This is a genomic window from Hydrogenophaga defluvii, assembly GCF_042665235.1.
Lineage (GTDB): Bacteria > Pseudomonadota > Gammaproteobacteria > Burkholderiales > Burkholderiaceae_C > Hydrogenophaga > Hydrogenophaga defluvii_A.
In genome coordinates this window covers 15021-38146 of record NZ_JBHTBZ010000029.1, presented here as the reverse complement: position 1 = coordinate 38146, position 23126 = coordinate 15021, and the positions used below count along the sequence as shown (strand labels likewise).

The following is a 23126-nucleotide window of genomic DNA, read 5'->3' as shown; positions in this document are numbered from 1 at the left end:
GGCGCAGAGTCGAGTTTGCCAATTGGAGATGCAGTGGGGCCATGCCTTGATTGTCTTTGGGCGGCTTACTGCGACACAACCCACCGGCCTGACCCTGACCGTCACCAACGTCAGCGACACCACCGAGCGGCTGGGTGTGGACGGCAGCACCATCAACCTGACCCACGGCGCCAGTGGCACGACCACCACCAACAGCATGGGGTACAGCGTGTCGATCATCGGTGGCACGGCAACGGTCACGTTGACCAACGGCGCCGGCATATCCGTGGCGGCCATCGAGACACTGGTGACGGGCCTGACCTACAGCAACACCAGCCAGGCGCCCAACACGGCCAGCACCCGGGTGGTGACGCTCACAGCCATCCAGGACAACGGCGGCACGGCCAACGGCGGTATGGACACGGGCACCCCTGGTGGTTCGCCCGCCATGGCCACCGTCACGGTGGTGGCGGTCAACGACGCGCCCACCGTGACCGGCAGCCCTGCCGATGTGACGGTGACTGAAGACCAGACCAGCAACCTGGACCTCTCGGCCGTGACCGTGGCGGATGTGGACAGCAGCCCTCTGACGGCGACGCTGGGTGTGTCGGCGGGCACATTGGCGGCTACCAGCGGTGGCGGCGTCACGGTGGGCGGCTCGGGCACGGGCACGTTGACGCTGACGGGCACGGCGGCCAACATCAACGCGTGGCTGGACAACACCAGCGCCATCCAGTACACCGGCGCCGCCAACGCCAGTGGCGACAACGCGGCCACGTTCACCCTCAAGGTCAATGACGGCACGGTGGACTCCACGGTGGCCAACGGCAACATCGATATCACCGCCGTCAACGACGCCCCCACCGACATCGCCCTGAGCAACGCCGCGCTGTCGGTCTACGACGGCACCAACGCCACTGTGGGCAACCTGACGAGCACCGACGTCGACACCAGCGACACGCACACCTACACCTTTGTCCCCGGCGCGGGCGACACCCACAATGGCTTGTTCTCCATTTCTGGCAACACGCTGCGCGCCAACGATGCCGCCAGCCTGAGCGCGGGCACCTACTCGGTGCGCATCCGCACCACCGACAACGGCCCCGGTTCGTTGTCCTACGAAGAAGCCCTGACCATCACGGTGAACGAAGCGCTGGTGGTGACCACGCAAAGCGATGCAGGTGACGATGCCACTGCGGGGGGCAGCTATGCCGCCGAGTTGGCCGATGGCGGTGGCCTGAGCCTGCGCGAGGCGTTGGCCCTGGCCTCCGCAGGCGGCAAGACCGTCGGGTTTGCCGCCGGCCTGGGCGGCCAGACGATCACCTTGAGCGCCAACGCCGCCGTGCCCGACGGCACGGCGATTGACGCAGACGCGGTCGGCACGCTGACCATCAGCGACAACGCCTTGGTGCTGGCCGGCCTGTTGAGCGTGAGCAATGGGACGGCCGACACGCTCGCCCTCAACGCCAACTTGTCAGGCGCGGGGAGCCTGAGCAAAAGTGGTGCGGGCACGCTCTCCCTGTCCGGGGCGAACACCTACACCGGAACGACCACCGTCACCGGCGGCATGCTGACGATCGGCAGCGACAACCACCTGGGCGCCGGCGCCGTCACCTTGAACGGTGGCACGCTCAACCTGCAAAGTTCAACCGGCAGCCGCACCGTGGACAACGCGGTGTTGTTGGGTGCGAGCGGAGGTACGGTGCGTGTGACCTCGGATGCTTTCACGCTGTCGGGTGTCATCGGTGGCACAGGCGCACTGGTCAAGACCGGCACGGGTGACTTGACGCTGTCGGCAGCCAACACCTACTCTGGTGGCACCACCCTCTCCAGTGGCAAGCTGCTCATCGCCAGCGGCAGCAGCGTCGGCACGGGCGCCGTCACGTTCGAAGGCGGCACCCTTGTGGCCACCACAAGCGTCACGCTCAACAACGCCATGGTCTTGGGCGCGGGCGGGGGCACACTTCAGGGCGACTTCGGCATATCGCTGAACGGTGCCATCAGCGGCAGCGGGTCTTTCGTCAAGCTGGGCACTGGCGCCATCACCTACGCGGGGGCGGTCACCACCACCGGCGCGGTGGATGTTCAGGGTGGGGCATTGCAGGTGCTGGGTGTCACCGGCTCGGCCAACGCCTTTGGCACCGGCACCATCACCTTGGCAGCGGGCACCACCTTTGCCGTGGCGGGCAGCGACGTCACCTACAGCAACCACATTGTGTTGGCGGGCAACGCGTCGATTTTGTCAGGCAACATTGCCGGCACCCGCACGGTCAGCGGCACCATCACCGAAACCGGTGGCGCGCAGGCGCTCACCGTGGGTGGTGGGAGTGCCACCGACACGCGCTTCATTTTTTCGGGCAACAACACCTACAGCGGCGGCACCACCGTCACCAACAACGGGGGGGTGGTCATCGCGGGCAGCAACACCGCTTTTGGCAGCGGCACCATCACCCTGAATGCAAACGGCAAGATCGGTGTGGCCAATGGCATCAGCCTGGCCAACGACATCACGCTGTCAGGTGCGGGTGCGCAGGTGTTTGCCGACACGGGCAACAGCGGTACGTTCGGCGGTGTGATTTCGGGCGCACAGCCCCTGAGCAAAACCGGCGCTGGCACCGTCACCCTCAGCGGCGCCAGCACCTACAGCGGCAGCACCACCGTGACCGCGGGCACGCTGTCGGTCACCGGATCGCTGGCCAACACCAGCACGCTGTCGGTGGCCTCTGGTGCCACGCTGACCGGCAGTGGCAGCGTGGGCACGGTGGCCACATCGGGTGCTGTCACCGTGTTGTCGGGCGGCACGTTGGCCCCGGGTGTGGGCGGCCCTGGCACGCTCACCCTCAACAACGGCCTCACGGTGGCCGCCGGCGGTACGCTGGTGATGCAGCTCAACGGCGCCACCGCCGGCTCGGGTTTTGACCAACTGGTGGTCAATGGCGCCGTGGACCTGAGCGGCGCCACGCTGTCCACCACCCTGGGTTTTTCTCCCAGCGGCAGCGACAGTTTCAGGCTGATCGACAACGACGGCGCCGATGCGGTGGTGGGCACGTTTGCGGGCATTGCACAGAACGGCACCATCACCGTCAACGGCCAGACCTTCACCGTCAGCTACCAAGGCGGTGACGGCAACGATGTGGTGCTGACCCGGGTCGTCCCACCAGCGCCGGCACCGGAGCCCGACCCGGAACCCGCGCCGGCCCCGCCGCCCGTGCCCTTGCCCCCGGGCGACGCCGACGGCGATGGCGTGAGCAACGCGGTGGAAAGCTTGGTGCCCACGCTGCCGGTGGCCGGTGGCGGCACGCCGGTGGCCGGTGACGGCAACGGGGACGGCATTGCCGATACCCAGCAAGCGGCGGTGTCGTCCACCCAGTTCCGCGTCACCGACAACATCTCCACCGACCCGGCCGCCGCACCCACCTTCGTCACCCTGGTGGCCGACAGCACGGATGGCAAGGCCAGCCCTGCCAGCGGTGCGACCATCACCGAAATCAGGCAGCTTGACGCCCCTGCAGACACGCCCGCCGACCTGACGACGCCCCTGGGCCTGATCAGCTTCAAAGCCAGCATTGCAGACGTTGGCAGCCAGGAAACCTTCAGCCTGTTTGTGGACGCCAACCTGGGCGTCAACGGCTACTGGAAGAAAGACGCCAGTGGCACTTGGGTCAACCTTGCCAGTGAAGCCCACGGGGGCAAGATGGTGTCGGAAGGGGGCAAGCTGCGCCTGGACTTTGTCATCGAAGACGGCGGGCAGTTCGACGCCGATGGTTTGGCCAACGGCACCATCTCCGACCCGGGTGCCGTCGGCAACCTGCCCCAGTCCATCACCGAACACCAGCCCAAGCTGCCGTTGGACCATTTCTGGTTCTGAGCCAGTCTGAAAGAAGCAGTCCGTGACCCACACATTCCCCCACCCACCCATGCAAACCAAGCCTTTGTTCACCCGCGCCCGCCTGCTGACCGCACTCGCATCCACCTGTGCGCTGACTCTGACCGCCTGTGGTGGCGGCTCGGATGCGCCCGACCTCACGCCCACCTCCAGCCTGACCCAAGGCCGCTGGCTCAGCACCGGCCTCACACCGGCTTACACGGCCATCGTCGTGCCCGCATCGACTGGCGCCAACACGCCTGCCGTGGACACCGTGTGGGCGCTGGCCCAGGACGCGTCCACCCTCATCAAGCTCAAAGCCAGCGGCCCCGTGTTGACCGCAGGTGCCGTCACCGGCAACGTCTACATGCTGGGCACGTCCAACGTCACGGCGGTCAGCGGTGCCAGCTACACCATCCAGACCACCACGGGGGCCGGTGCCAGCTCGCAAATGGCCATCCAGCCCCTGCTGGGCACCACCGCCCTGTTCGACCGCAGCGATGCCATGGCCACCGCACTGCGCGCCGACCAGGCCAACGGCACATGGCAAGCGGACCTGGGCAGTGCCCGCGTCAACTGGACCGTTCAAAGCGCTGCCGCCGGCACCAACAACCTCAGCGGCACGAGCACCACGGGTTGCACCTACAGCGGACACACCAGCGTCGTTTCTGCCCAGAGCCTGTACACGGTGCAGTTCACAGAAACCTGTCCTGGCAGCGGCACACCTTCCACCCAGACCTTCCATGGTGTGGCCACGCTCTCCACCGCCGATGCCCGCCTGACGGTGGTCGCCACCAACGAGGCCGAGACCCGCGCTGCCGCGCTGTTGTTCGCCAAGCAGCCTTGAGCTTCACCGGACGCTTTCTTACTTTCCCCAGCGCATGAGCCTGTTTCACATTCCCCAGGGCGAGTTCACCCGCGCCCTGGGGCAGTTGCGCCGTGTGTTCACCCACATCGGCCTCTTCAGTCTGGTCATCAACCTGCTGTTGCTCGCGCCGTCGCTCTACATGCTGCAGACCTACGACCGGGTGCTGACCAGCCGCAACGAAGGCACTTTGGTCATGCTGACATTGCTGCTTGCAGGCCTGTTGGCCCTGGAAGCGGCGCTGGAGTACCTGCGCTCGCTGGTCATGAGCCGGGCCAGTGCGGCGGTGGACGTGCAGATGGGGCCCCAACTTTTCAACGCGGCCTTTGCCCAACGCCTGAGCGGGCAGGGCAGTCTGAGCCAGACCCTCAACGACTTGGGCCACGTGCGGGGCTTCGTCACGGGCAGGGGGCTCATGGCACTCTTCGACGCCCCGTGGCTGCCGGTTTTTCTGCTGGTCACCTTCCTTATTCACCCCGTGCTGGGCTGGTTTGGCGTGGTCTCTGCCGCTTTTTTGCTCGCGCTGGCCTGGTACAACGAGCACGCCACCGGCACCTTGCAGGCCGAAGCCGGCCGCATGGGCAACGCGGCCACCCACATGGCTGATGCGAGCGCACGCAACGCCGAGGTGGTCGATGCGCTGGGCATGCTGGGTGCGTTGCGCGAACGTTGGTTGGTGCGCCAGCACCACTACCTGGCCACGCTGGGTGACGTCAATGAACGCGCCGCCCGCATCGGTGCGGCTGTGAAATTCTCGCGGTCCTTTTTGCAGTCGGGTATTCTGGGCTTGGGGGCGTACCTGGTGCTCAAAGACCAGGTGACCCCCGGCGGCATGATCGCGGCGTCCATCCTGCTGAGCCGCGCCCTGGCCCCGGTGGACATGGTCATTGCCCACTGGCGGCAGCTGGTCACCGCCCGGGAAGCCCTCCAGCGGCTCAACGGGTTGATGGCGCAGCCTGTGGTCTACCCACCCGACATCAAGCTGCCCCGACCCCAAGGTTTTGTGCAAGTTGAGAACCTGGTGGTGGCCGCACCCGCTGGTGCGAACGACGACACACCCAACAAACGCGAACCCATCCTCAAGGGCCTGGGTTTTGAGGTGGCAGCGGGACAGCAGGTGGCCATTGTGGGCCCCAGCGGTTCGGGCAAATCCACGCTGGCCCGCGCGCTGATGGGCGTGTGGAAACCACTGGCGGGCTCGGTGCGCCTGGACGGCGCCGACCTGGGCAGCGCCTACCGCGACGACATCGGCCCCTACCTCGGTTACCTGCCACAAGACATCGAGTTGTTTGCAGGGACCTTGGCTGAAAACATCGCCCGCTTTGGTGTGATCGACTCCGATGCCGTGGTGCAAGCCTCGCAGCGCGCAGGGGTGCATGAGCTCATCTTGCGCATGCCCAAAGGCTATGAAACCCGCATACAGGATGGCTCACCCGGCAGTGTCACCCTCTCGGGTGGGCAGCGCCAGCGCATCGCGCTGGCCCGCGCACTGTATGGCGACCCGGTGCTGGTGGTGCTGGACGAGCCCAACGCCAGCCTGGATGAAGCGGGTGACCTGGCCCTGATGCAGGCCCTGAGGGACCTCAAGGCACGCGGTCGCACCGTGTTTGTGGTCACGCACCGCATGAACCTGTTGACCCAGGTCGACACCATCATGGTGCTCAACGATGGACGCATACAGGTCATGGGGGCCAGTGAAGACATCTTGAAAGCCAACCAGCAGCGTGTGGGTCAGCCGCCACACACGGCGGGTTCACATGGCGAGCGGCCCAAAGGCATTGATGGCCAACCGGCAGGAGAAAGCCCATGAATGCCCCGCTGTTGACTGGGCCACAACCGCCCCGCATGCCCAATGCCGACCACGCAGGCCCCACCCGCCTTGCGCTGTGGCTGCTGGGCGTGGGCTTCGGGGGATTTTTGCTGTGGGCCAGCCTGGCCCCTCTGGATGAAGGTGTGCCCACGCCCGGTGTGGTGGGCGTGGAGACCAAACGCAAGCGGGTGGAGCACCTGACCGGCGGGCTGGTCGAGCGGATTCTCGTCAAGGAGGGCCAGCAGGTGGCGGCAGGCCAGGACCTGGTCGTGCTCAACGAGGTGCAGGGCAAAGCCGCACTGGATGCGGTCACCGGTCAGTGGCTGATGGCATCGGCTGCCGTGGCGCGTTTGCAGGCCGAACGTGAAGGTGCGGTGGTGATCCGTTTTCCCAAGGAGTTGGAGCAGGACCGTTCGGTCGAAGTGCAAGCCGCACTGAAGTCACAGCGCGATGTCTTTGCCGCCCGGCGCCGCGCGCTTGAGGGCGAGTTGCGCATCGTGCGCGAATCCACCAAGGGCTTGCGGGCCCAGCTGGACAGCCTGGCGCAGCTCAAGGTGGGGCGAGAAAAGCAGGTCAGGCTGTTCAACGAGCAATTGAACAAGTTTCAGGCCCTGCAACAGCAAGGGTTTGTCTCGCAGAACCAATTGCTGGACACCGAGCGCCAGCTCTCGGAAGTGCAAAGCAAACAGGCCGAAGACCTGTCCAACATCGCCGCCACCAACGCACGCTTGGCCGAGTTCCAGATGCGCGAGCAGCAAATTCGCAACGACTATCAGAAGGACGTCGAGGCGCAGTTGTCGGAAGCACAGCGGGAATTGTCCATGCTGACCGAACGCCGCAAGGGTGTGGCCGACAGCCATGACCGCCTGGTGATGCGTGCGCCCGTGGCCGGAACGGTGGTGGATGTGGCGGTGAACACGGTGGGCGGCGTGGTCAAGCCCGGTGACCGGGTGATGGACATCGTGCCTCTGGGGGAGGAACTGGTGGTGGAAGCCCACCTGGCCCCTCAGTTCATCGACCGGGTGCGCCCCGGCTTGACCGCCGATGTGGGCTTCGATGCGTATGTCAGCATGGCCCGCAGACCGCGGGTGGCTGGGGTGGTGGAAACGGTGTCGGCCGATGTGATGACGGACCCGCGAACGGGGGTGCCGTACTACACGGTTCGCGTGCGCATCAGCCCTGACGAAATTGCGCGGCTCAACGAGGTGAAGTTGTTTGCGGGCATGCAGTGTTCCGTGACCATCAAAACGGGCGAACGCACGATGTTGACCTATTTGCTCAGGCCGCTGCTGCAGCGAACAGCGTCGGCGTTGTTGGAGCATTGAACCTGCAACGCTGATCACGCCAATGGATTCGCTGCGCCTTCACTCGAACATCATGGTCACATGCAGCGAGTCGTCTTCCTTTTCCACCGTGATGTGGTCGGTGGCCTTTTTGGCCAGGGCAATCATCTTGGTGTTGCCGGGCAGGATGTCGGCGATGAAGCCGCGCACGCCCCGTGCTTGCGCATGTTCAAGAATGCGTTGCTGCAGCGCGCTGCCCAGGCCGGTGGATTGCCATTGCGGGTTGATCAGGTAGGCCACATCGGCGAGGTTGGTGGACGGGTTGGAGAAGTAGCAGGCCTGTCCAATGATCTCCTCTTGTTCTCGCGGGCCCACCACGGCCACAAAACCCACCTCGTTCTCGTAGTTGTAGTTGCAAAGCCGTTCCACGTCCTCGGCCGACAGCGCGTGCACCGTGCGGAAAAAACGGGTGTACACGTCGGCCGCAGGCAAGCCAAAGAACAGCTGGCGGATGCCGTTGCCATCGGAGGCGCGCGCTGGGCGCAGCATCACGGTCTGGCCGTTCTTCAGTTGCACCGTGCGCTCGTCTTCCACCGGGTAGGCACGCATGTTTTTGAGGGTGTGCGTGGGCGAGAGGTAGCCCAGTTGCTTGGCCTCATCGAGCAAGCCTTGCCGGTGGTCGGGGTGGGCAATCTGGATCAGGGCAATGGCGCGCTCGCGCAGCGATTTGCCGAACAGGTAGGCCACACCGTATTCGGTGATGACGAAGTGCACGTCAGAGCGCGGCACGGTCACGCCTTCGCCGGCCTTGAGCATGGGCCGGATGCGCGACTGTTTGCCATCGTCGGTGGTGGACGCCAGGCAGATGATGGGTTTGCCGCCGGGCGAGCGAGATGCGCCGCGCAGAAACTCCTCTTGCGCGGCGATGCCGCTGTAGAACTCGCCCTCGAACTGGTCGGCGCAGACCTGGCCGGTGAGGTCGATGGCAAAGGCCTGGGTCACCGACACCATCTTGTGTTGCGATGCGATGGTGCCCACGGCACACACCATGTCCATGGGCTGGAAAGAGAACAGCGGGTTGCGGTCCAGCACCTCGTACAACTGGCGCGAGCCCATGGCAAAGCTGGTGACGATCTTGCCCTTGTCCGAGGTCTTGTGTTTGCCGGTCAGAATGCCACGCTCGAGCAGCGGCAGGATGGCGTCGGTGATGACATCGGAATGGATGCCCAGGTCCTTGCGGTCGGTCAGGTAGCGCAGCGCTTCGTTGGGGTACCGGCCGAGGCCGATCTGAAGTGTCGAGCCGTCCTCGATGATGCCGGCGATGTAGCGCGCAATGCGCTCGACCACCTGGGTTTCGGACACCGTGTGGGTGTACTCGATCAACGGTGTGTCCACCGGCACGAAGTGGTGGATCTGGCTTTCGTGCAGCGTGGAATAGCCCATGGTCCATGGCATGTCGGGCACCACTTCGGCGATGACCAGCCGTGCGTTCTGCACAGCGGCCACGACCACGTCCACCGAGACCCCGAGGCTCACGTAGCCAAAGCGGTCGGGCGGCGACACCTGGATGAACGCCACGTCGAGCGGAAACCGCCCAATGTTGAACAGCTCGGGCACCGCCGCGATGGACACCGGCAGGTACTCGGCCTGTCCGCGCTTGACGGCCTCGCGCATGTCCATGCCAACAAAAAAACACTGGTGACGGTATTGGGTGACGGGCGCACCTTGTGCGTCACGGGCAATGCTGTCGGTGGTCAGAAAGTGGATCAACTCCACGTCAGGCGGTGGAAAGCGCACCGCTTCCAGCGCCCGGATCAGTGTGCGAGGCGTGGCACAGGCGGTCCCCACAAACACCTTGTTGCCGGGCTTGACCAGTTCGGCCGCCTGCTCTGCGCTCAGGCATTTGGACGCGTAGGGCTCGTTCTCCAGCACCTGCAGCGCGGCGGCGCGGGATGGCACCGCGGCCGGCGTGGTGTCGAACACTTGTTTGGCCCATTGTGTCAACGGGGTACCGATGCGGGACAGGAGGGACATGGGCAACCTTTCACTCGCCAATGGCGTAGCCGCCGCATGTTACGTCAGGGTTCAGCCGAAGGGATTGGAGCGCGTCGTGCGCTCGCAGCTTCCCGCTGAGGCGCAGGTTCGCTCAGCTGGTGGCCCCAGCTTTCTACGGTTTCCTGAATCAGCTGGGCGACGATCTTGCACGCTGGCGTGAGCTGGCCTTGTTTGGGCAGCGCCAAGGTCACGTGCCGCTTGCAGTCGGGGTTCACCAGCCGCGCTGCCTGCAGGCGCGCGGTCTGCAGTTCCTCAGCAATCGAAAACGGCCCCAGCAGCGAATACAGGTGGTCGGTCTGGGCCACCAGTTCCTTCTGCACTTTCAAGGAGTCGGCCTCCACCGCCGCCTGCAGGGTGAAACCCTTGCCGCGCGCTGTTTCGTCCAACACCGCGCGCCAGTGGGCCGGTCGGCGCGGCAACACCAGGCGCAGCCCCTCGACACGCGAAAAGTCGACGGTGTCGTGTTTGGTCAGTGGGTCGCCTGGTCGCGACACCAGGTAGGTGCTCACGGTCGCCAGCAGTTTCTCGTCTGGGCTGGCCGGTTTCTGATAGCGGAACAGCACCGCCATATCGACGCTGCCGGTGTCCAGCAGGGCGTCCAACTCACCCCCTTGGCCCTCGCGGATATTGAGTTTGATGTTCGGGTACGCCGCTTGCAATCGCAGGTACACCCGCGTCATCAACGGGTGGGCAGCCGAGGGCAGGATGCCGAGTTTGACCTCGCCGCGCGGTAGACCCGCATCGATCCGGATGTCGGCGAGCAGCTGGTCGGTGTCGCGTACCCAACCACGCACACGGGCTTGGATGAGTTGTCCCAGATCGGTCAACGTCACGCCACGCCCGGTGCGGTGAAACAGCGCGCCTCCGCAATGGGCTTCGAGTTCGCTGATCTGGCGGCTGATGTGCGACTGAACTGTCTGGCGAAGTGCCGCCGCTTTGGTGAAGCTGCCCAGCTCGGCCACCTCCAGAAACAGCCGGAAGTCGTTGGGGTTGAGGGTGGCACGGGACATCCGTCATCTCCTTGAGGATCTGCCATCACATTATTGGCATGTCTGAAATGCCAGTCTGGATTCTATTCAGATGTCATGTGACTTCCTAGACTTCGGCCCATACCTCACCAACGTCCTGCGGAAACCCATTGGAAAGACACAAGATGCGCTTCACGAGTTTTGAGACCAACGGCCAAGCCACCTACGGCACCGTCACCGAAGCGGGTCTGTACCGCCCGGTGCCCGCCGATTTCCAGACCCGATACACCGACCTGAAGGCCGCGATTGCCGCCCAGGTGCTGCGGGAAGCGGCTGAAGCCACCTTGTCGACCGGCGTGGTCTTGTCGGCCGATCAGGTGCGTTTGTTGCCCGTGATTCCCAACCCCGGCAAGTTGATCTGCGTGGGCCTCAACTACAAGAGCCACGTGGCCGAAACCAAGCGCGCGGACAGCGACTACCCATCGCTGTTCCTGCGTTTCAACGACAGCCTGGCCGCCCAAGGCGATGCCGTGCTGCGCCCCGCCTTCTCGGAGCGCTTTGACTGGGAAGGGGAGCTTGCCTTTGTCATCGGTACCGGTGGCCGCCACATCGCCAAAGAAGCGGCCTTCGACCACATCGCCGGCTACGCCTGCTTCAACGACGTGAGCGTGCGCGACTGGCAGCGCCACACCCACCAGTTCACACCCGGCAAGAACTTTCCTGGCACGGCGCCGTTTGGTCCGGTGCTGGTCACCACCGACGAAGTGTCCGACGTGACCACGCTCACGCTGGAAACACGCGTCAATGGCCAGGTGATGCAACACGCCAGCCTGGGCGACCTGATCTTCGACATCCCCACCATCGTGGCCTACGTCTCGCGCTTCACGCCGTTGTCGCCCGGCGACGTCATCGCCACGGGCACACCGGGTGGCGTGGGCGACCGCCGCGAGCCGCCGCTCTACATGAAGGACGGTGACGTGGTGGAGGTGGAAATCACCGGGCTGGGCGTGTTGCGCAACACCATCGCCACCGACCACAGCGCAGCTTGAACGCCACCTTTGCAGAGACACCACCATGGCAACAACACCCCAACTCCGCATCGCCGTTGACATTGGCGGCACTTTCACCGACATGGCCGCCTTCGACGAAGCCACCGGCCAGCTGCTGTTCGGCAAGGCCCTGTCCACCCACGGCGAACTGGTCAAAGGCATCCAGTCCACCATTGACAGCGCCGGCATCGACTGGCGCGATGGCAACCTCTTCCTGCACGGCTCCACCATCGCCATCAACACGCTGCTGGAGCGCAACGGCGCCAACACCGCACTGCTGATCACCGAGGGTTTTCGCGACATCTACGAAATCGGTCGCGTCAACCGCCCCGACGCCTACAACCTGTTCTTCAACAAACACCAGCCACTGGTCAAGCGTTCGCTCCGTTTTGAAGTGGCCGAGCGCCTGCGCGCCGACGGCAGCCTGCACAAGCCACTGGACGAAGCTGCCGTGCGCGAACTGGCCAAAGACCTGCGTGGCCAGGGCATTGAGGCGGTGGCGGTGTTGCTGCTGCACAGCTACCGCAACCCGGCGCACGAGCAGCGCGTCAAGCAAATCTTGCAAGAGGAAATTCCGGGCGCCTTCGTCTGCGCCTCGCACGAACTGAGTCAGGAGTACCGCGAGTTCGAACGTGTGTCCACCGCCGTGGCCAACGCCTACGTTGGCCCGCGCGTGTCCGAGTACCTGGGCCAGTTGGAAGCGCACCTGTCCAGCAAAGGTTTTGGCGGCGACTTCTACATCGTGCAGTCCACCGGCGGTCTGTTCCCGGTCGAACACGCCAAGGTCGGCTGCGTGCGCATGCTCGAATCTGGCCCTGCCGCAGGTGTGATCGGTGCCCAGGCCATTTGCGCCCAGCTCGGCATGGGCGACGCCATCGCTTTCGACATGGGCGGCACCACCGCCAAGGCCGGCGTCATCAGCGAAGGTCGACCGCTCACCACCGGCTCTGCGCTCATTGGCGGCTACGAGCGCGCGCTGCCCATCCAGATACCCATGATGGACATCCACGAGGTGGGCACCGGCGGCGGCTCGATTGCACGCGTGGAAACCGGCAATGCCCTGCGCGTGGGCCCACAGAGCGCCGGCTCCATTCCCGGCCCGGTGGCCTACGGCCGTGGCGGCACCGAGCCCACCGTGACGGACGCCAACCTGTTGTTGGGGCGCCTGGATGCCGAACACTTCCTGGGCGGTGAACTCAAGCTGGACCTGGAAGGCTGCCAGCGCCAGATGCGCGAGCGCATTGCCGGCCCGCTGGGCCTGGACCCCACCGAAGCCGCCGACGGCATCCTGCGCATTGCGGTGACGCAGATGTCGCACGCCGTGAAGGCCGTGACCACCGAACGCGGTCTGGATGCCGGCAGCTTCACCATGGTGGTCTACGGCGGTGCCGGTCCACTGCACGCCTCGGCCATTGCCCGCGAAATCGGCATCCGCAAGGTGCTCATTCCCTACGCGCCGGGCTACTTTTCGGCCTACGGCATGCTGTTCTCCGACCTGCGCTACGACTATGTGCGATCGGTGTTTCGCAAGCTGGGCGACGTGTCCTTCGAAGACATTGAGGCCGCCTACAAGACGATGGAGGACGAAGGCCGCGCGGCGCTTGCCGCCTCCGGCATCCAGGCCGATGGCGTGGTGATCGAACGCGCTGCCGACATGCGCTACGTGGGCCAGGAACACGCCGTGACCGTGGACCTGCCGCTGGCCTTCTTCGAAAGTCGGGACCGATCTGCCATCAAACAGCAGTTCGACGAGCTGCACAAGGTGCGCTACGGCACCTCGGCCCCCAAGGAGCCAGCCGACCTGGTGAGCCTGCGTGTGACTGTGCTGGGCACCATGAAGAAGCCGCCCAAACACAGCGTGGCCGCCGGCACCGCCACGCCCGCACCCGGTGCGGTGCGGGGCATCAAGCCGGTGTACTTCCGTTCGGGCGGCTGGGCCGACACACCTGTCTACACCCGGGACCGGCTGCTGGCCGGCAACGAGATCATGGGCCCGGCCCTGATCGAAGAACACGCCTCCACCACCGTGGTGCAGCCCGGCGATGCGCTGCGCGTGGACGAACTGGGCAACCTGCAAATCAACATCGGGAGCGACCGCTCATGAGCACGTCAAGCAACACTTCCGTGGCGGTTGATCCCGTCACCGTCGAAATCATCCGCAACGGCCTGTACGCCGTGACGGAGGAGATGAAGACCAACCTCACGCGCACCGCCTACAACCTCATCATTTACGAGGCACTGGACTTCACGGTGGGCCTGTTCACCAAGGAAGGCGATACCGTCTCCATCGGCCTGGGTCTGCCCATGTTCATCCGGGGCATGAGTGAGACGGTGAAGGCCAAAATCCGCCATTTTGGATACGAGAACATCCTGCCCGGCGACATCCTGGTCACCAACGACGCCTACACCACCGGCAGCCACCTGAACCACTTCACCTTCACGATGCCGATCTTCCATGAAGGCCGGCTCGAGGGCTTCACCTGCTGCATGGCGCACTGGCTGGATGTGGGCGGCACGCTGGGCAACGTCACCACCGACATCTTCAGCGAAGGCATCCAGATTCCGATCCTGAAGTACCAGCGCGAAGGCGTGGTCAACCAGGACCTGATCGACATCATCGCCATGAACGTGCGCCTGGCTGAGCGCGCCCTGGGCGACCTGCGCGCGCAGATCACCGCCATCACCACCGGCGAGCGCCGCTACGTGGAGCTGCTGCAGCGCTACGGCGCCGAAGCGGTGAATGCTTCCATCCAGCAAATCATGGATTCGAGCGAGGCCGTGGCGCGCAAGAACACGCTGTCCATTCCCGATGGGGTGTACGAGGCGGAGTCCTTCATGGACGACGACGGGCTGGAGATCGGCAAGCGCATCCCGATCCGCGTGAAAGTGACGGTCAGCGGCGACGAGATGACGGTCGATTTGTCGGACGTGAGCAAACAGGTGCGCGGCTTCTACAACTCGGGTTTCACCACCGGCATCGCCTGCGCGCAGGTGGCCTACAAGTGCCTGACCACACCCACCGACTACCCGGTCAACGACGGTTCGTTCCGGCCGCTCAAAGTCATCATGCCCATGGGCACGGTGATCAGCGCTGAGCGACCCTACCCCATGCGCGTGTGGATGACCTTCCCGATGACGGTGATCGACACCATCTTCAAAGCGTTGGCGCCGGCCATCCCGCACCGCTCCATCGCAGGCCACCATGCGGATCTGGTGTTTCCCAACATCCACGGCATCAGCCCCGAAGACGGTCGTCTGTTCATCGTCGGCATTGGCCCTCTGGGCGGCGGCTGGGGCGCCAAGAGCACCGAAGACGGCGTGTCGGTGACGGTCTGCATCAACGACGGCGACACCCACAACAGCCCGACCGAGCAGCTTGAGGCCAAGTACCCGGTGCTGGTGGAGAAGTACGAGATCCGCCGCGACAGCGCGGGTGCCGGTCGCCACCGGGGTGGCCTGGGCGCCGAGATGGTGGTGCAGGCGCTTTCGCCCTTCACCGTGACCACCCGCATCGACCGCGTGCACTGCAAACCCTGGGGCCTGGAAGGCGGTGGCGACGCCATGGGCAACGGCCTGGCCGTGCGCCACAAGGGCGAATGGAAAACCGACCACGCCAACGCCAAGATCTTCAACGTGCGGCTGGAGCGCGGCGACGCTTACAAGATGCTGTCGGGCGGCGGCGGCGGCTTCGGTAGCCCGCTGGAACGCGACCTGGAGCTGGTGGCCGAGGACGTGCGCGAGGGCTATGTGAGTGCCCAGGTGGCACGCGAGGTCTACAAGGTGGCGCTCGACGCCCAGGGACAGGTGGACCATGAGGGCACACTGGCCCTGCGCAGCGGCAACGCGGCTGCCGCCGCCGAAGACGTGGCTTGGGACGGTCAGTGAGCACTGCCGTGGCCGATCCCCGCGCCGCCCGTCTCGCCCAGCTGTGGAGCCGGCTGGCCGCCCAGCACGTGACGCTGGGCGCCGGCTGCGGTTGCATGACCGGTGGTGTCAGCGTGTCGCTGGAGGACTTCGAGCTTGACATCGTGGACTACCTGTGGGCCGAAAGCGAGCGCCTGGGCGTGGCCCCGGTGGTGGCTTTTCTGCTGGCACCAGGCGCCATCAACGAGCAGGTCAAACCGGTGATGTTGCTGCTGACCCGCCTGGAAGACGGCGAAGCCGATGAGGCTGTGGCGGACTGGTTGCTGAGCCGCCTGGCCCGCACGCTGGATTCGTTCGCCAGGCTGCACGGCCCGGTGAACACGTCAGACGACTGAGGCACCCACCATGCCTTTCATCTTTCCCGCACTGGACAAGACCGATGCCATCGGCGCGAGCCAGCGTGTGCCCATCACGGTGTTGACCGGCTTTCTGGGCAGTGGCAAAACCACGCTGCTCAACCGCCTGCTGCGCCAGCCCGACATGCACGGCACAGCGGTGGTGATCAACGAATTTGGCGCGGTCGGCCTGGACCATGACCTGGTGGACCACACCAACGAACAGATGGTGCTGCTGGCCAACGGCTGCATCTGTTGCACGGTGCGGGGCGATCTGGTGGAGGCCTTTGAGCGCCTGGCGCACAGCCCGCAGGCCCAAAGCCGCGAACTGCGCCACGTCGTGGTGGAAACCACAGGCCTGGCCGATCCCGCGCCCATTCTGCACACGCTCATGGGCGACCCGCGCCTGGCGCACCACTGGCGGCTGGCGGGTGTGGCCTGCACCATCGACGCATTCAACGCCATGGCCACGCTGGACCAGCACCGCGAGGCCGTCAAACAGGCCGCGGTGGCCGACCGGTTGCTGCTGACCAAAACCGATCTGGTGCCGGCAGAAGCACGGGCGCCTTTGCTGGCGCGGCTGCGCGCCATCAACCCCCTGGCCGATCTGACCGAAGGCCCGGACGCCGCGCTGCATTCTCTGCTGGCGCTGCTCGACCACACCAGCACCACCAGGCTCCCCGCCACACGAACTGAAGAGCGTTCGTTCTTTTTCCCGGTGTCCGCGCCCGCATCAGGCGATGTGAGCCGCCACGATGACCAGATCCGGTCGCACGTCATCGTGCGCGAGACGCCGTTGTCCCGCGAGGGCGTGATGGCCTGGCTGGACATGGTGTCGGCCATGCGAGGCGACGACCTGTTGCGCGTCAAAGGCATCGTGCACCTGGCCGACGACCCGGATCACCCCATGGTGATTCACGGCGTGCAACACCTGTTCCACCCGCCCGAAACGCTGGCCCGCTGGCCCAGCGAAGACCGGCGCACGCGCATCGTTTTCATCACGCGCAACATCGAGGCCGAGGACATCGAGGCCACCTTGAGTGTGTTTGAAAGGCGCCGCAACCGTGGCAGCCGCCCCCCTTCACCTGTTTGAATGTCATAAGGAGACAAGACCATGATGAAAAGACGCATTGCCTGTGCCGTGCTTGGCCTGTGCACCTTTGCACCCGCCTGGGCACAAGGCAAATGGCCGGAAGGCACCCTCAAGTTGGTGGTGCCTTTTGCCGCCGGTGGTGGTGTGGACCAGGCGGCACGGCTGCTTGGTCGACAGCTCCAGGCCGACTTGGGTATTCCGGTGATCGTGGACAACCGCGCAGGCGGCAGCGGCACCATCGGCGGCAAAGCGGTGCAGATGGCGGCGCCCGATGGCATGACCCTGCTGTTTTCCGCCGCCACGCATGTGCTCGCCAAACAGGTGCTGGCCAACCCGCCCTACGACCCACAGACCGATTTCGCACCGGTGGCGCGGGTGGGTGAGGCCCCCCTGATGTTGGTCATCCCCGCCACCGCCCCACAGAAGACGCTGAAAGAGGTTCTGGAAGCAGCCCGGGCACAGCCGGAGAAGTGGACCGCTGCGTTGCCCGCGTTGGGTGCACCCAGCCATTTGGGGACTTTGCTCTTGGCGCAACAAGGCCAACTCAAACTGACGATGGCACCCTACCGGGGCACGGCGCCCGCATTGGCCGATGTGGCTGGTGGCCATGCCCAGTTGTTGCTGGACTCCATCATTTCGCTTCAGGGTATGGCCCGAGGTGGCAAGGTCAAAGCGATCATGGTGTCGTCCTCACAGCGGAGCGGGGTTGCGCCCGACGTGCCCACCGCGGTCGAGAGTGGCTACCCAGGCATGGTCTACAACTCTTGGTATGGCGTGTGGGCGCCCAAGGGCACCCCTGCGGACCGCGTGCAGTTGTTGCACAAGGCGATCAACAAAGCCACGGCCGAGCTGGCTCGGTCCGGCGCCTACACAACGCTTGGCATCTTGCCTGTGCTGGAGAGCACAGACCAGTTTCGGCAGTTTGTGGCGGCGGATGTGACCCGCAGCGCCCAACTGCTCAAGGAGGCGGGCTTCAAACCTGAGTAGCCCAGGCGTTTCCGTGAAAGCCTGCGCTGCCCATCGCAGCGCGCTGTGTTTCGGTTGAGCGTGATCTGATTAGGACCCACCTGCTGCCTATCCATCGGCTGAGGCTTGTGGCCGAGGGGACCGCTATTCAGCGCTGCGGGTTGGGGGGCCAGGCTGTGGGTGGGGCAGTTTCGTGCCGTTGGCGGGTTCTGCTGGGGTTGGCGTCCACATCGTCTGGCTGTAAATCGTCTGATCCTGAAAGTAGCAGGCACAGGTCTGTGTCAGCAACTGCGCACGATCTGCGATGAAGATGTGCCCTCGTGTGTAGCGGATCAGCCCGAGTGCCTGCAGATCGCCCGCCGCCACGGTGACGCCGGCGCGCCGGGCGCCCAGCATCTGCGACAGGTCATCGTGTGTGAGCCACAGGTCGCTTGACCTCATGCGGTCCTGGCTCATCAGCAGGCAGCGCGCCAGCCGCTGCCGCAGCGAATGGAAGTGGCTGCAGATGGCCTGGGTGCCCAGCTGGCGCAACTCCACGTACAAAAAGCGGCTGAGCAGCCGAAGCAGCGCGGGGCTGCTGCGCCCGTGGGCCGCGAGGCGCCCGGCATCGATTTGCCAGGCCTGACCGGCACCGGTGACCACGGCATCGAAGGCGGTGCTGAAAATGCCCAGCGCACAGGCGCCTCCGTACACCCCTTCGTAGCCCGTCAGGCCCAGCACCAGGCGTTTGTCGCCGCTCTCGGGCGCCAGCAGCGAAATCATGCAGGTGGTGGGGAAGTAGGCATGCGCGAGCGCCGTGCCGCCCAGGCCGAGCACGGTGGTGGCGCCCAGCTCCACAAAAACGGCATCGGCCAGCAGGTGGTGTCTGTCGGCCGGCCCCAGTGCAGCCAAGAGCCTGTTGGCCAGGGTTTGTTCGATACGAGCCTTCGCGCATGGCGGAACAGCCACGTTGCGATGGTGAACGCGATCCGGCCGGGCTTCTGTCTGCCGCCGCACCTAGACCGCCGCCGTACCCACCAGCAGCGACTTGGTCCGCTGGTAAAAGCCCAGCTCGTTGATGGTCACCAGGCCGCGGTTGGCGGTGAACAACTTTTCGACGGCCGTCTGTTTGGCCACCGCCTGTGACCGCTGCCCGCGCATGGCTGCGGCGAAACCGAGGATGGCCCAGGGGTAGGGGTCGTAGCGGCCGTCTTCCCATTGGGGGGACTGGGCATTGAGGTAGTTCCAGGCGGGGTCGAAGAAGCGCGACAGCTCATGGACACCAAAGGCCTGCGCATACACCTGGCAGGTGGTGCCGGGGTAGAAGGTCTTGGTGGGAAGCGGGTCGGCGTCGCTGGGTGTGAAGGCCCTGCCTGCGGTGTTGTAGATCACGTTGCCCATGGCGGTGGCAACGTTGGTGGCGATCTGGTCGTAGTAGTTGGCATCGCTGATTTCAGAGCGCTCGCGCAGCAGGCCCGCCAGGTCGCGCAGCCCGCGGTAGTTCTCGCAGTTGTCCATCAGGTAGCCGATCGAATTGGTTTCGCTGCGTGGCGCCTGAAAGACCGAGATCAAACCATTGCGTTTGACGGCCAGTGCCAGGTTGCGGTAGGCCACCGTCTTGATGCGTGCCTTGTTCGCTTCCCACCAGGTCCAGTTGCCGCTGGCCCGCACGTAGCGCACGGCCAGCGACAGGAAGGTGGCGGCATAGGCATCGTCCGAGTCCGACAACACCTTGGTGAAGACGCTGGTGTTGGCGCGACCGTAGGGGAAATGGACGTCGTCGATGGTGGCGGCCGCACTCAGGTTTTTCAGGTAGAGGTCGAGGTAGACACGGATGTAGGTGTCGAGGTCGGCGGCCCCGAGGAACTGCACGATGGGCAACAAACCGAGTTGGGTGAAGTACCAGTTCAGGCGGCCGTTGGGTGCAATTTCATAGCCACCGGTGTAGGGGCCGGTGGGAATTCTCAAGGCCTTGATCTGTGCCACCACATCAATGCCCCCGGTGCCGGGGGAGGGTGTGGTGGTGGTGGGAGGCGGTGGGCAGCTGACTTGGGCCAAGGCCTGTGTGCCTGGCAGTGTGGCGAGCGAAAGGGCTGTCGAGCGCACGATAAAGTGGCGGCGTTGCATCTGAGTTTCCTTGAACATGCTGGAGAGCAAGACGACCGCACCGGAATGGCGGGTCTGTCCAAGGAAAGTGTGGAAATTCGGGCGGTGTTTTCGCCCGAGCGTGCGTTGCCGTACGGACAGCGCGGCCCAACAGCCCCATAGCGGGCTGACGCCCGGCGTGGGGCCGAACGCAGCGGCTCAGCGGCGGCGTTGGCCAACGCGTAAGCAGATGCAAGATGTGGAAGCGGGTGTTGTGCCGTGCAGCGGCCTCAGCCGCTCAGGCGGTCCGACGCTTCGGCAAGCGCGCGCGCTCGGATGGCGCGTCAGAGACCGAGGTGGTGCTGGTAGTGGGTGCGTTCGGCCTGGTAGCAGCTGCAGGCCGCCGATTCGAGCCCGGCGCGGTCGATGACCGCGACGGTGTCGCCTTGCCGCTCGATCAGGCGACGTTGCTGCAGGTCTGAGACGGCATTGGCAACACCATGGCGCGGCTCGCCCAGCATGTAGGCCAGGAAGGCCGCTGTGACGGCAAAGCGCTGGGCTTGCGCGCGGTCCTGGCTCATCAACATCCAGCGTGCTAGGCGCGCACTGGCCGGGTGCAGCCGCAAACAGACCGTCGACGTGGCCAGCTGCGACATGGTCACGCCGGTGTAGCGGTGCAGGGCACGTTGCAGTGCCGTGCTGCGCGCCATCTCAAGTGTCAGCGCGGCAGCGCTGATGCGCAGGGCCTCGCCAGCACCTTGCACCAACACATGGAAAGGCCAATGTTGCACACCCAGCGACAACTCGGCACCCAGCATGCCCTCGCGGCCGACCATGCCCACCTCCAGGCGCGGGCCGGACGCCACCTCCGCCACCAGCGACAAAAAGCCGCTGACGGGAAAGTAGGCGTGTTGCACCGGTGAGCCGGGTTCGCACACGACCTCTGACAGGCGCCATTGCACCGGCTCGCAGGCCGCCACCAGCTGTCGCTGGTCGCTCGCAGGCAGCCGGTTGATCAGCTGGTTGTCGATGGCTGGGATGGCGGTGCTCCAGAGAGACAGAGGCTGCAAGGACGGGCAAAACGGACACAGGCAACGCCCGGGGCCATCCAGTGTAGGGGGGCGGGCATGGTCCTGCTGTTCGATGGCGCACACAACACCCTTCGTCCGGCTGGCGGCATCGGTGTCTCTGTCCTCAAACGCACAGACGGTCCCTGCCTGCACCGATACAAACCCAGCAGGCTCCCACGGCCCCGCCGCAGATCGCGCCATGGCAAGCGCCGTTCGCATTTTTTCCTCAAAGGCATCCCAATGAAAACATCCCATCTCTTTCGCGCCACGCTGCTGGCCAGTGCTGTTTGTGTGGCACCGCTTATGGTGCTGGCCGCCGTGCCCACCTAGGCCGAATACAAAGCCGCCAAGACCCGCATCGGTGCCGGCTACAAAACCGCCAAAGCGGCCTGTGGCAGCCTCAAGGCCCACCCCAAGGACGTTTGTGTAGAGGAGGCCAAGGCGCAGGAAAAGAACGAACGCGCCGAGCTGGAATACCGCTACACCGGCAAGCCCGCCGATGGCACCCAGGTCAAGGTGGTGCGGGCCAACGGCGCCTACAACGTGGCCAAGGAGCGCTGCGATGCGTTCCGTGGCAACGACCAGGACGTTTGTGTGAAGGAGGCCAAGCTCGCGCACGTGGCCGCGCTGGCCAGCGCCAAAGTGGTGCAGGCCAACACCGATGCACGGGCTGACGCCAAGGACGACATCCGCGAAGCCCAGTACAAGGTGGAGGCCGAGAAATGTGACACCCAGACCGGCGACAGCAAGGCCGCCTGCATCAAGGCCGCCAAGGCCGTTTACGGCAAGCCCTGAGCCCAGGCCTTACTGACAAAAGCCCAGGTCAGGCGCGTGGCGTCGGGGCCTTGGGCATCGCTGAAAGGCTGGCCGGCAGCGCCCCCGCTCCAGGCGTGGCCCAGGCGGCGCACCGCCACCGTTTGCACCACCAACCGACGACCACGGCGGTGGTCCGTGACGTCCATCGGGTAGCGTTTGCCGCGTTGCTGGGTGCGGGGCGGCAGGGCCCGCGCGCCGCCGGCGTCGGCCCACAGCCGCGCGGCGGCCATGGCATTGCGTGGCGACACAACGCCATCGGCGTCGCCATGGATCACAAGCAGGGGCGGCCAGATGTGGGGCCCCGCTGTGGGGGCTGGCGCGTGGCGCCCCCGCATGGCGGCCAGGGCAGACGCGCTGGAGTGCGCGCTGCCCGGCGGTACACCCGAATGCATGACCACGGCGCCAAAACGCTCTGGGTGACGCGTGGCCAGCAGGGCCGCCATGCTGGCTCCGGCCGAAAAGCCCACCACCGCCACACGGGTCGGGTCCACCGGGCACAACGCGCAGGCCATGTCCATGGCTTTGAGGATCAGCTCGGCCTCGACCTGCGCGCGGCCTGAGTCGGTGTCGAACCAGTTCCAGCAGCCCTGCAGGTTGGCCAGCCGGTCCTGCTCCGGGTAGAGCACGACGCAGCCCTGGCGTGCGGCCAGGGCGTTCATGCGGGTGCTTTGGGCGAAAGACGACGCGTCCTGCCCGCAGCCATGCAACATCACCAGCAAAGGCACCCGTTGGCCCGCAGGCAGCGCCGATGGCCGAAACAGCATGTAGCGGCGCGTGCCCCGCGCCCCCACGGCCAGGCCGGGCCACCACAGCCCGGCACCGGCCGGTGGGCGCAGCTTGCGCACGCCAGCGGCAAGGGCCCGCTGGGTGGCTTGGCGGCCGGCGCGCACGGCTGGCGCCGTGAAGGCCTTCAGACTGCGTTGCAACAGGCTTGCCCAGCCTTTGGAGGACCGCCGCCTCATGGTGTGGCCCTCAACCGAAACA

General features: G+C 65.4%; 17 protein-coding genes. 11 read left to right on the top strand and 6 right to left on the bottom strand.

All coding sequences use genetic code 11. The features are described 5' to 3' along the window. Positions 1 to 28: 28 nt before the first annotated feature. The 4 genes from ACFQU0_RS11700 to ACFQU0_RS11685 are packed head-to-tail and all read left to right on the top strand — an operon-like array spanning position 29 to position 7844. On the top strand, positions 29 to 3847 hold the full coding sequence (locus ACFQU0_RS11700; protein WP_382200927.1) for a beta strand repeat-containing protein: 3819 nt from the start codon (positions 29 to 31) through the stop codon (positions 3845 to 3847). Between the two features lie 49 nt (positions 3848 to 3896). Continuing rightward, positions 3897 to 4691: a hypothetical protein gene (locus ACFQU0_RS11695; protein ID WP_382200925.1), complete on the top strand. Its 795-nt coding sequence runs from the start codon at positions 3897 to 3899 to the stop codon at positions 4689 to 4691. Positions 4692 to 4725: 34 nt separating this feature from the next. After that, on the top strand, positions 4726 to 6519 hold the full coding sequence (locus ACFQU0_RS11690) for a type I secretion system permease/ATPase (RefSeq protein ID WP_382200923.1): 1794 nt from the start codon (positions 4726 to 4728) through the stop codon (positions 6517 to 6519). Beyond that, positions 6516 to 7844, top strand: coding sequence for an HlyD family type I secretion periplasmic adaptor subunit (locus tag ACFQU0_RS11685; protein ID WP_382200921.1), 1329 nt, complete (start codon positions 6516 to 6518; stop codon positions 7842 to 7844). Before ACFQU0_RS11690 ends, ACFQU0_RS11685 begins: the two co-directional genes overlap by 4 nt. Positions 7845 to 7883: 39 nt before the next feature. On the opposite strand, the gene ACFQU0_RS11680 is transcribed toward ACFQU0_RS11685, so the two are convergent. Then, positions 7884 to 9836 (bottom strand): GNAT family N-acetyltransferase, encoded by a 1953-nt coding sequence (locus ACFQU0_RS11680; RefSeq protein ID WP_382200919.1) that lies wholly within the window; start codon positions 9834 to 9836, stop codon positions 7884 to 7886. Between the two features lie 44 nt (positions 9837 to 9880). Continuing rightward, positions 9881 to 10867, bottom strand: a complete 987-nt coding sequence (locus tag ACFQU0_RS11675) for a LysR family transcriptional regulator (RefSeq protein WP_382200917.1) — start codon at positions 10865 to 10867, stop codon at positions 9881 to 9883. 143 nt (positions 10868 to 11010) lie between these two features. On the opposite strand from ACFQU0_RS11675, the gene ACFQU0_RS11670 reads away from it, so the two are divergent. The 6 genes from ACFQU0_RS11670 to ACFQU0_RS11645 are packed head-to-tail and all read left to right on the top strand — an operon-like array spanning position 11011 to position 18213. Continuing rightward, on the top strand, positions 11011 to 11874 hold the full coding sequence (locus ACFQU0_RS11670; RefSeq protein ID WP_382200915.1) for a fumarylacetoacetate hydrolase family protein: 864 nt from the start codon (positions 11011 to 11013) through the stop codon (positions 11872 to 11874). Between the two features lie 25 nt (positions 11875 to 11899). Further along, positions 11900 to 13978: a hydantoinase/oxoprolinase family protein gene (locus ACFQU0_RS11665; protein WP_382200913.1), complete on the top strand. Its 2079-nt coding sequence runs from the start codon at positions 11900 to 11902 to the stop codon at positions 13976 to 13978. Further along, complete coding sequence (locus ACFQU0_RS11660; protein WP_382200912.1) at positions 13975 to 15759, top strand: hydantoinase B/oxoprolinase family protein; 1785 nt, start codon at positions 13975 to 13977, stop codon at positions 15757 to 15759. The genes ACFQU0_RS11665 and ACFQU0_RS11660 overlap by 4 nt, the downstream gene beginning before the upstream one ends. Positions 15760 to 15767: 8 nt before the next feature. Next, positions 15768 to 16133: a hypothetical protein gene (locus ACFQU0_RS11655; RefSeq protein ID WP_382200910.1), complete on the top strand. Its 366-nt coding sequence runs from the start codon at positions 15768 to 15770 to the stop codon at positions 16131 to 16133. Between the two features lie 10 nt (positions 16134 to 16143). Then, positions 16144 to 17226, top strand: a complete 1083-nt coding sequence (locus ACFQU0_RS11650) for a CobW family GTP-binding protein (protein WP_382200908.1) — start codon at positions 16144 to 16146, stop codon at positions 17224 to 17226. A 24-nt stretch (positions 17227 to 17250) separates the two neighbouring features. Next, a complete protein-coding gene (locus ACFQU0_RS11645) occupies positions 17251 to 18213 on the top strand; it encodes a Bug family tripartite tricarboxylate transporter substrate binding protein (protein ID WP_382200931.1) in 963 nt (320 codons plus the stop codon). Positions 18214 to 18336: 123 nt separating this feature from the next. On the opposite strand, the gene ACFQU0_RS11640 is transcribed toward ACFQU0_RS11645, so the two are convergent. The 3 genes from ACFQU0_RS11640 to ACFQU0_RS11630 all read right to left on the bottom strand — a co-directional run bounded on the left by ACFQU0_RS11640 (position 18337) and on the right by ACFQU0_RS11630 (position 21326). Further along, on the bottom strand, positions 18337 to 19083 hold the full coding sequence (locus ACFQU0_RS11640) for a Crp/Fnr family transcriptional regulator (RefSeq protein WP_382200906.1): 747 nt from the start codon (positions 19081 to 19083) through the stop codon (positions 18337 to 18339). 105 nt (positions 19084 to 19188) lie between these two features. Further along, positions 19189 to 20298, bottom strand: a complete 1110-nt coding sequence (locus ACFQU0_RS11635) for a hypothetical protein (RefSeq protein WP_382200905.1) — start codon at positions 20296 to 20298, stop codon at positions 19189 to 19191. 302 nt (positions 20299 to 20600) lie between these two features. Next, a complete protein-coding gene (locus tag ACFQU0_RS11630; RefSeq protein WP_382200903.1) occupies positions 20601 to 21326 on the bottom strand; it encodes a Crp/Fnr family transcriptional regulator in 726 nt (241 codons plus the stop codon). 519 nt (positions 21327 to 21845) lie between these two features. On the opposite strand from ACFQU0_RS11630, the gene ACFQU0_RS11625 reads away from it, so the two are divergent. Further along, a complete protein-coding gene (locus ACFQU0_RS11625; protein WP_382200901.1) occupies positions 21846 to 22121 on the top strand; it encodes a cell envelope biogenesis protein TolA in 276 nt (91 codons plus the stop codon). Here ACFQU0_RS11625 and ACFQU0_RS11620 read toward each other — a convergent pair. Continuing rightward, positions 22106 to 23104, bottom strand: coding sequence for an extracellular catalytic domain type 1 short-chain-length polyhydroxyalkanoate depolymerase (locus ACFQU0_RS11620; protein WP_382200900.1), 999 nt, complete (start codon positions 23102 to 23104; stop codon positions 22106 to 22108). The two genes, ACFQU0_RS11625 and ACFQU0_RS11620, sit on opposite strands and share 16 nt — an antisense overlap. Positions 23105 to 23126 lie beyond the last annotated feature (22 nt).

Coding starts and splice junctions, on each gene's coding strand:
- ACFQU0_RS11695 (WP_382200925.1), top strand. CDS start 3,897: ATGCAAACCAAGCCTTTGTTCACCCGCGCCCGCCTGCTGACCGCACTC.
- ACFQU0_RS11675 (WP_382200917.1), bottom strand. CDS start 10,867: ATGTCCCGTGCCACCCTCAACCCCAACGACTTCCGGCTGTTTCTGGAG.
- ACFQU0_RS11670 (WP_382200915.1), top strand. CDS start 11,011: ATGCGCTTCACGAGTTTTGAGACCAACGGCCAAGCCACCTACGGCACC.
- ACFQU0_RS11690 (WP_382200923.1), top strand. CDS start 4,726: ATGAGCCTGTTTCACATTCCCCAGGGCGAGTTCACCCGCGCCCTGGGG.
- ACFQU0_RS11665 (WP_382200913.1), top strand. CDS start 11,900: ATGGCAACAACACCCCAACTCCGCATCGCCGTTGACATTGGCGGCACT.
- ACFQU0_RS11635 (WP_382200905.1), bottom strand. CDS start 20,298: ATGCAACGCCGCCACTTTATCGTGCGCTCGACAGCCCTTTCGCTCGCC.
- ACFQU0_RS11680 (WP_382200919.1), bottom strand. CDS start 9,836: ATGTCCCTCCTGTCCCGCATCGGTACCCCGTTGACACAATGGGCCAAA.
- ACFQU0_RS11660 (WP_382200912.1), top strand. CDS start 13,975: ATGAGCACGTCAAGCAACACTTCCGTGGCGGTTGATCCCGTCACCGTC.
- ACFQU0_RS11685 (WP_382200921.1), top strand. CDS start 6,516: ATGAATGCCCCGCTGTTGACTGGGCCACAACCGCCCCGCATGCCCAAT.
- ACFQU0_RS11645 (WP_382200931.1), top strand. CDS start 17,251: ATGAAAAGACGCATTGCCTGTGCCGTGCTTGGCCTGTGCACCTTTGCA.
- ACFQU0_RS11700 (WP_382200927.1), top strand. CDS start 29: ATGCAGTGGGGCCATGCCTTGATTGTCTTTGGGCGGCTTACTGCGACA.
- ACFQU0_RS11620 (WP_382200900.1), bottom strand. CDS start 23,104: ATGAGGCGGCGGTCCTCCAAAGGCTGGGCAAGCCTGTTGCAACGCAGT.
- ACFQU0_RS11650 (WP_382200908.1), top strand. CDS start 16,144: ATGCCTTTCATCTTTCCCGCACTGGACAAGACCGATGCCATCGGCGCG.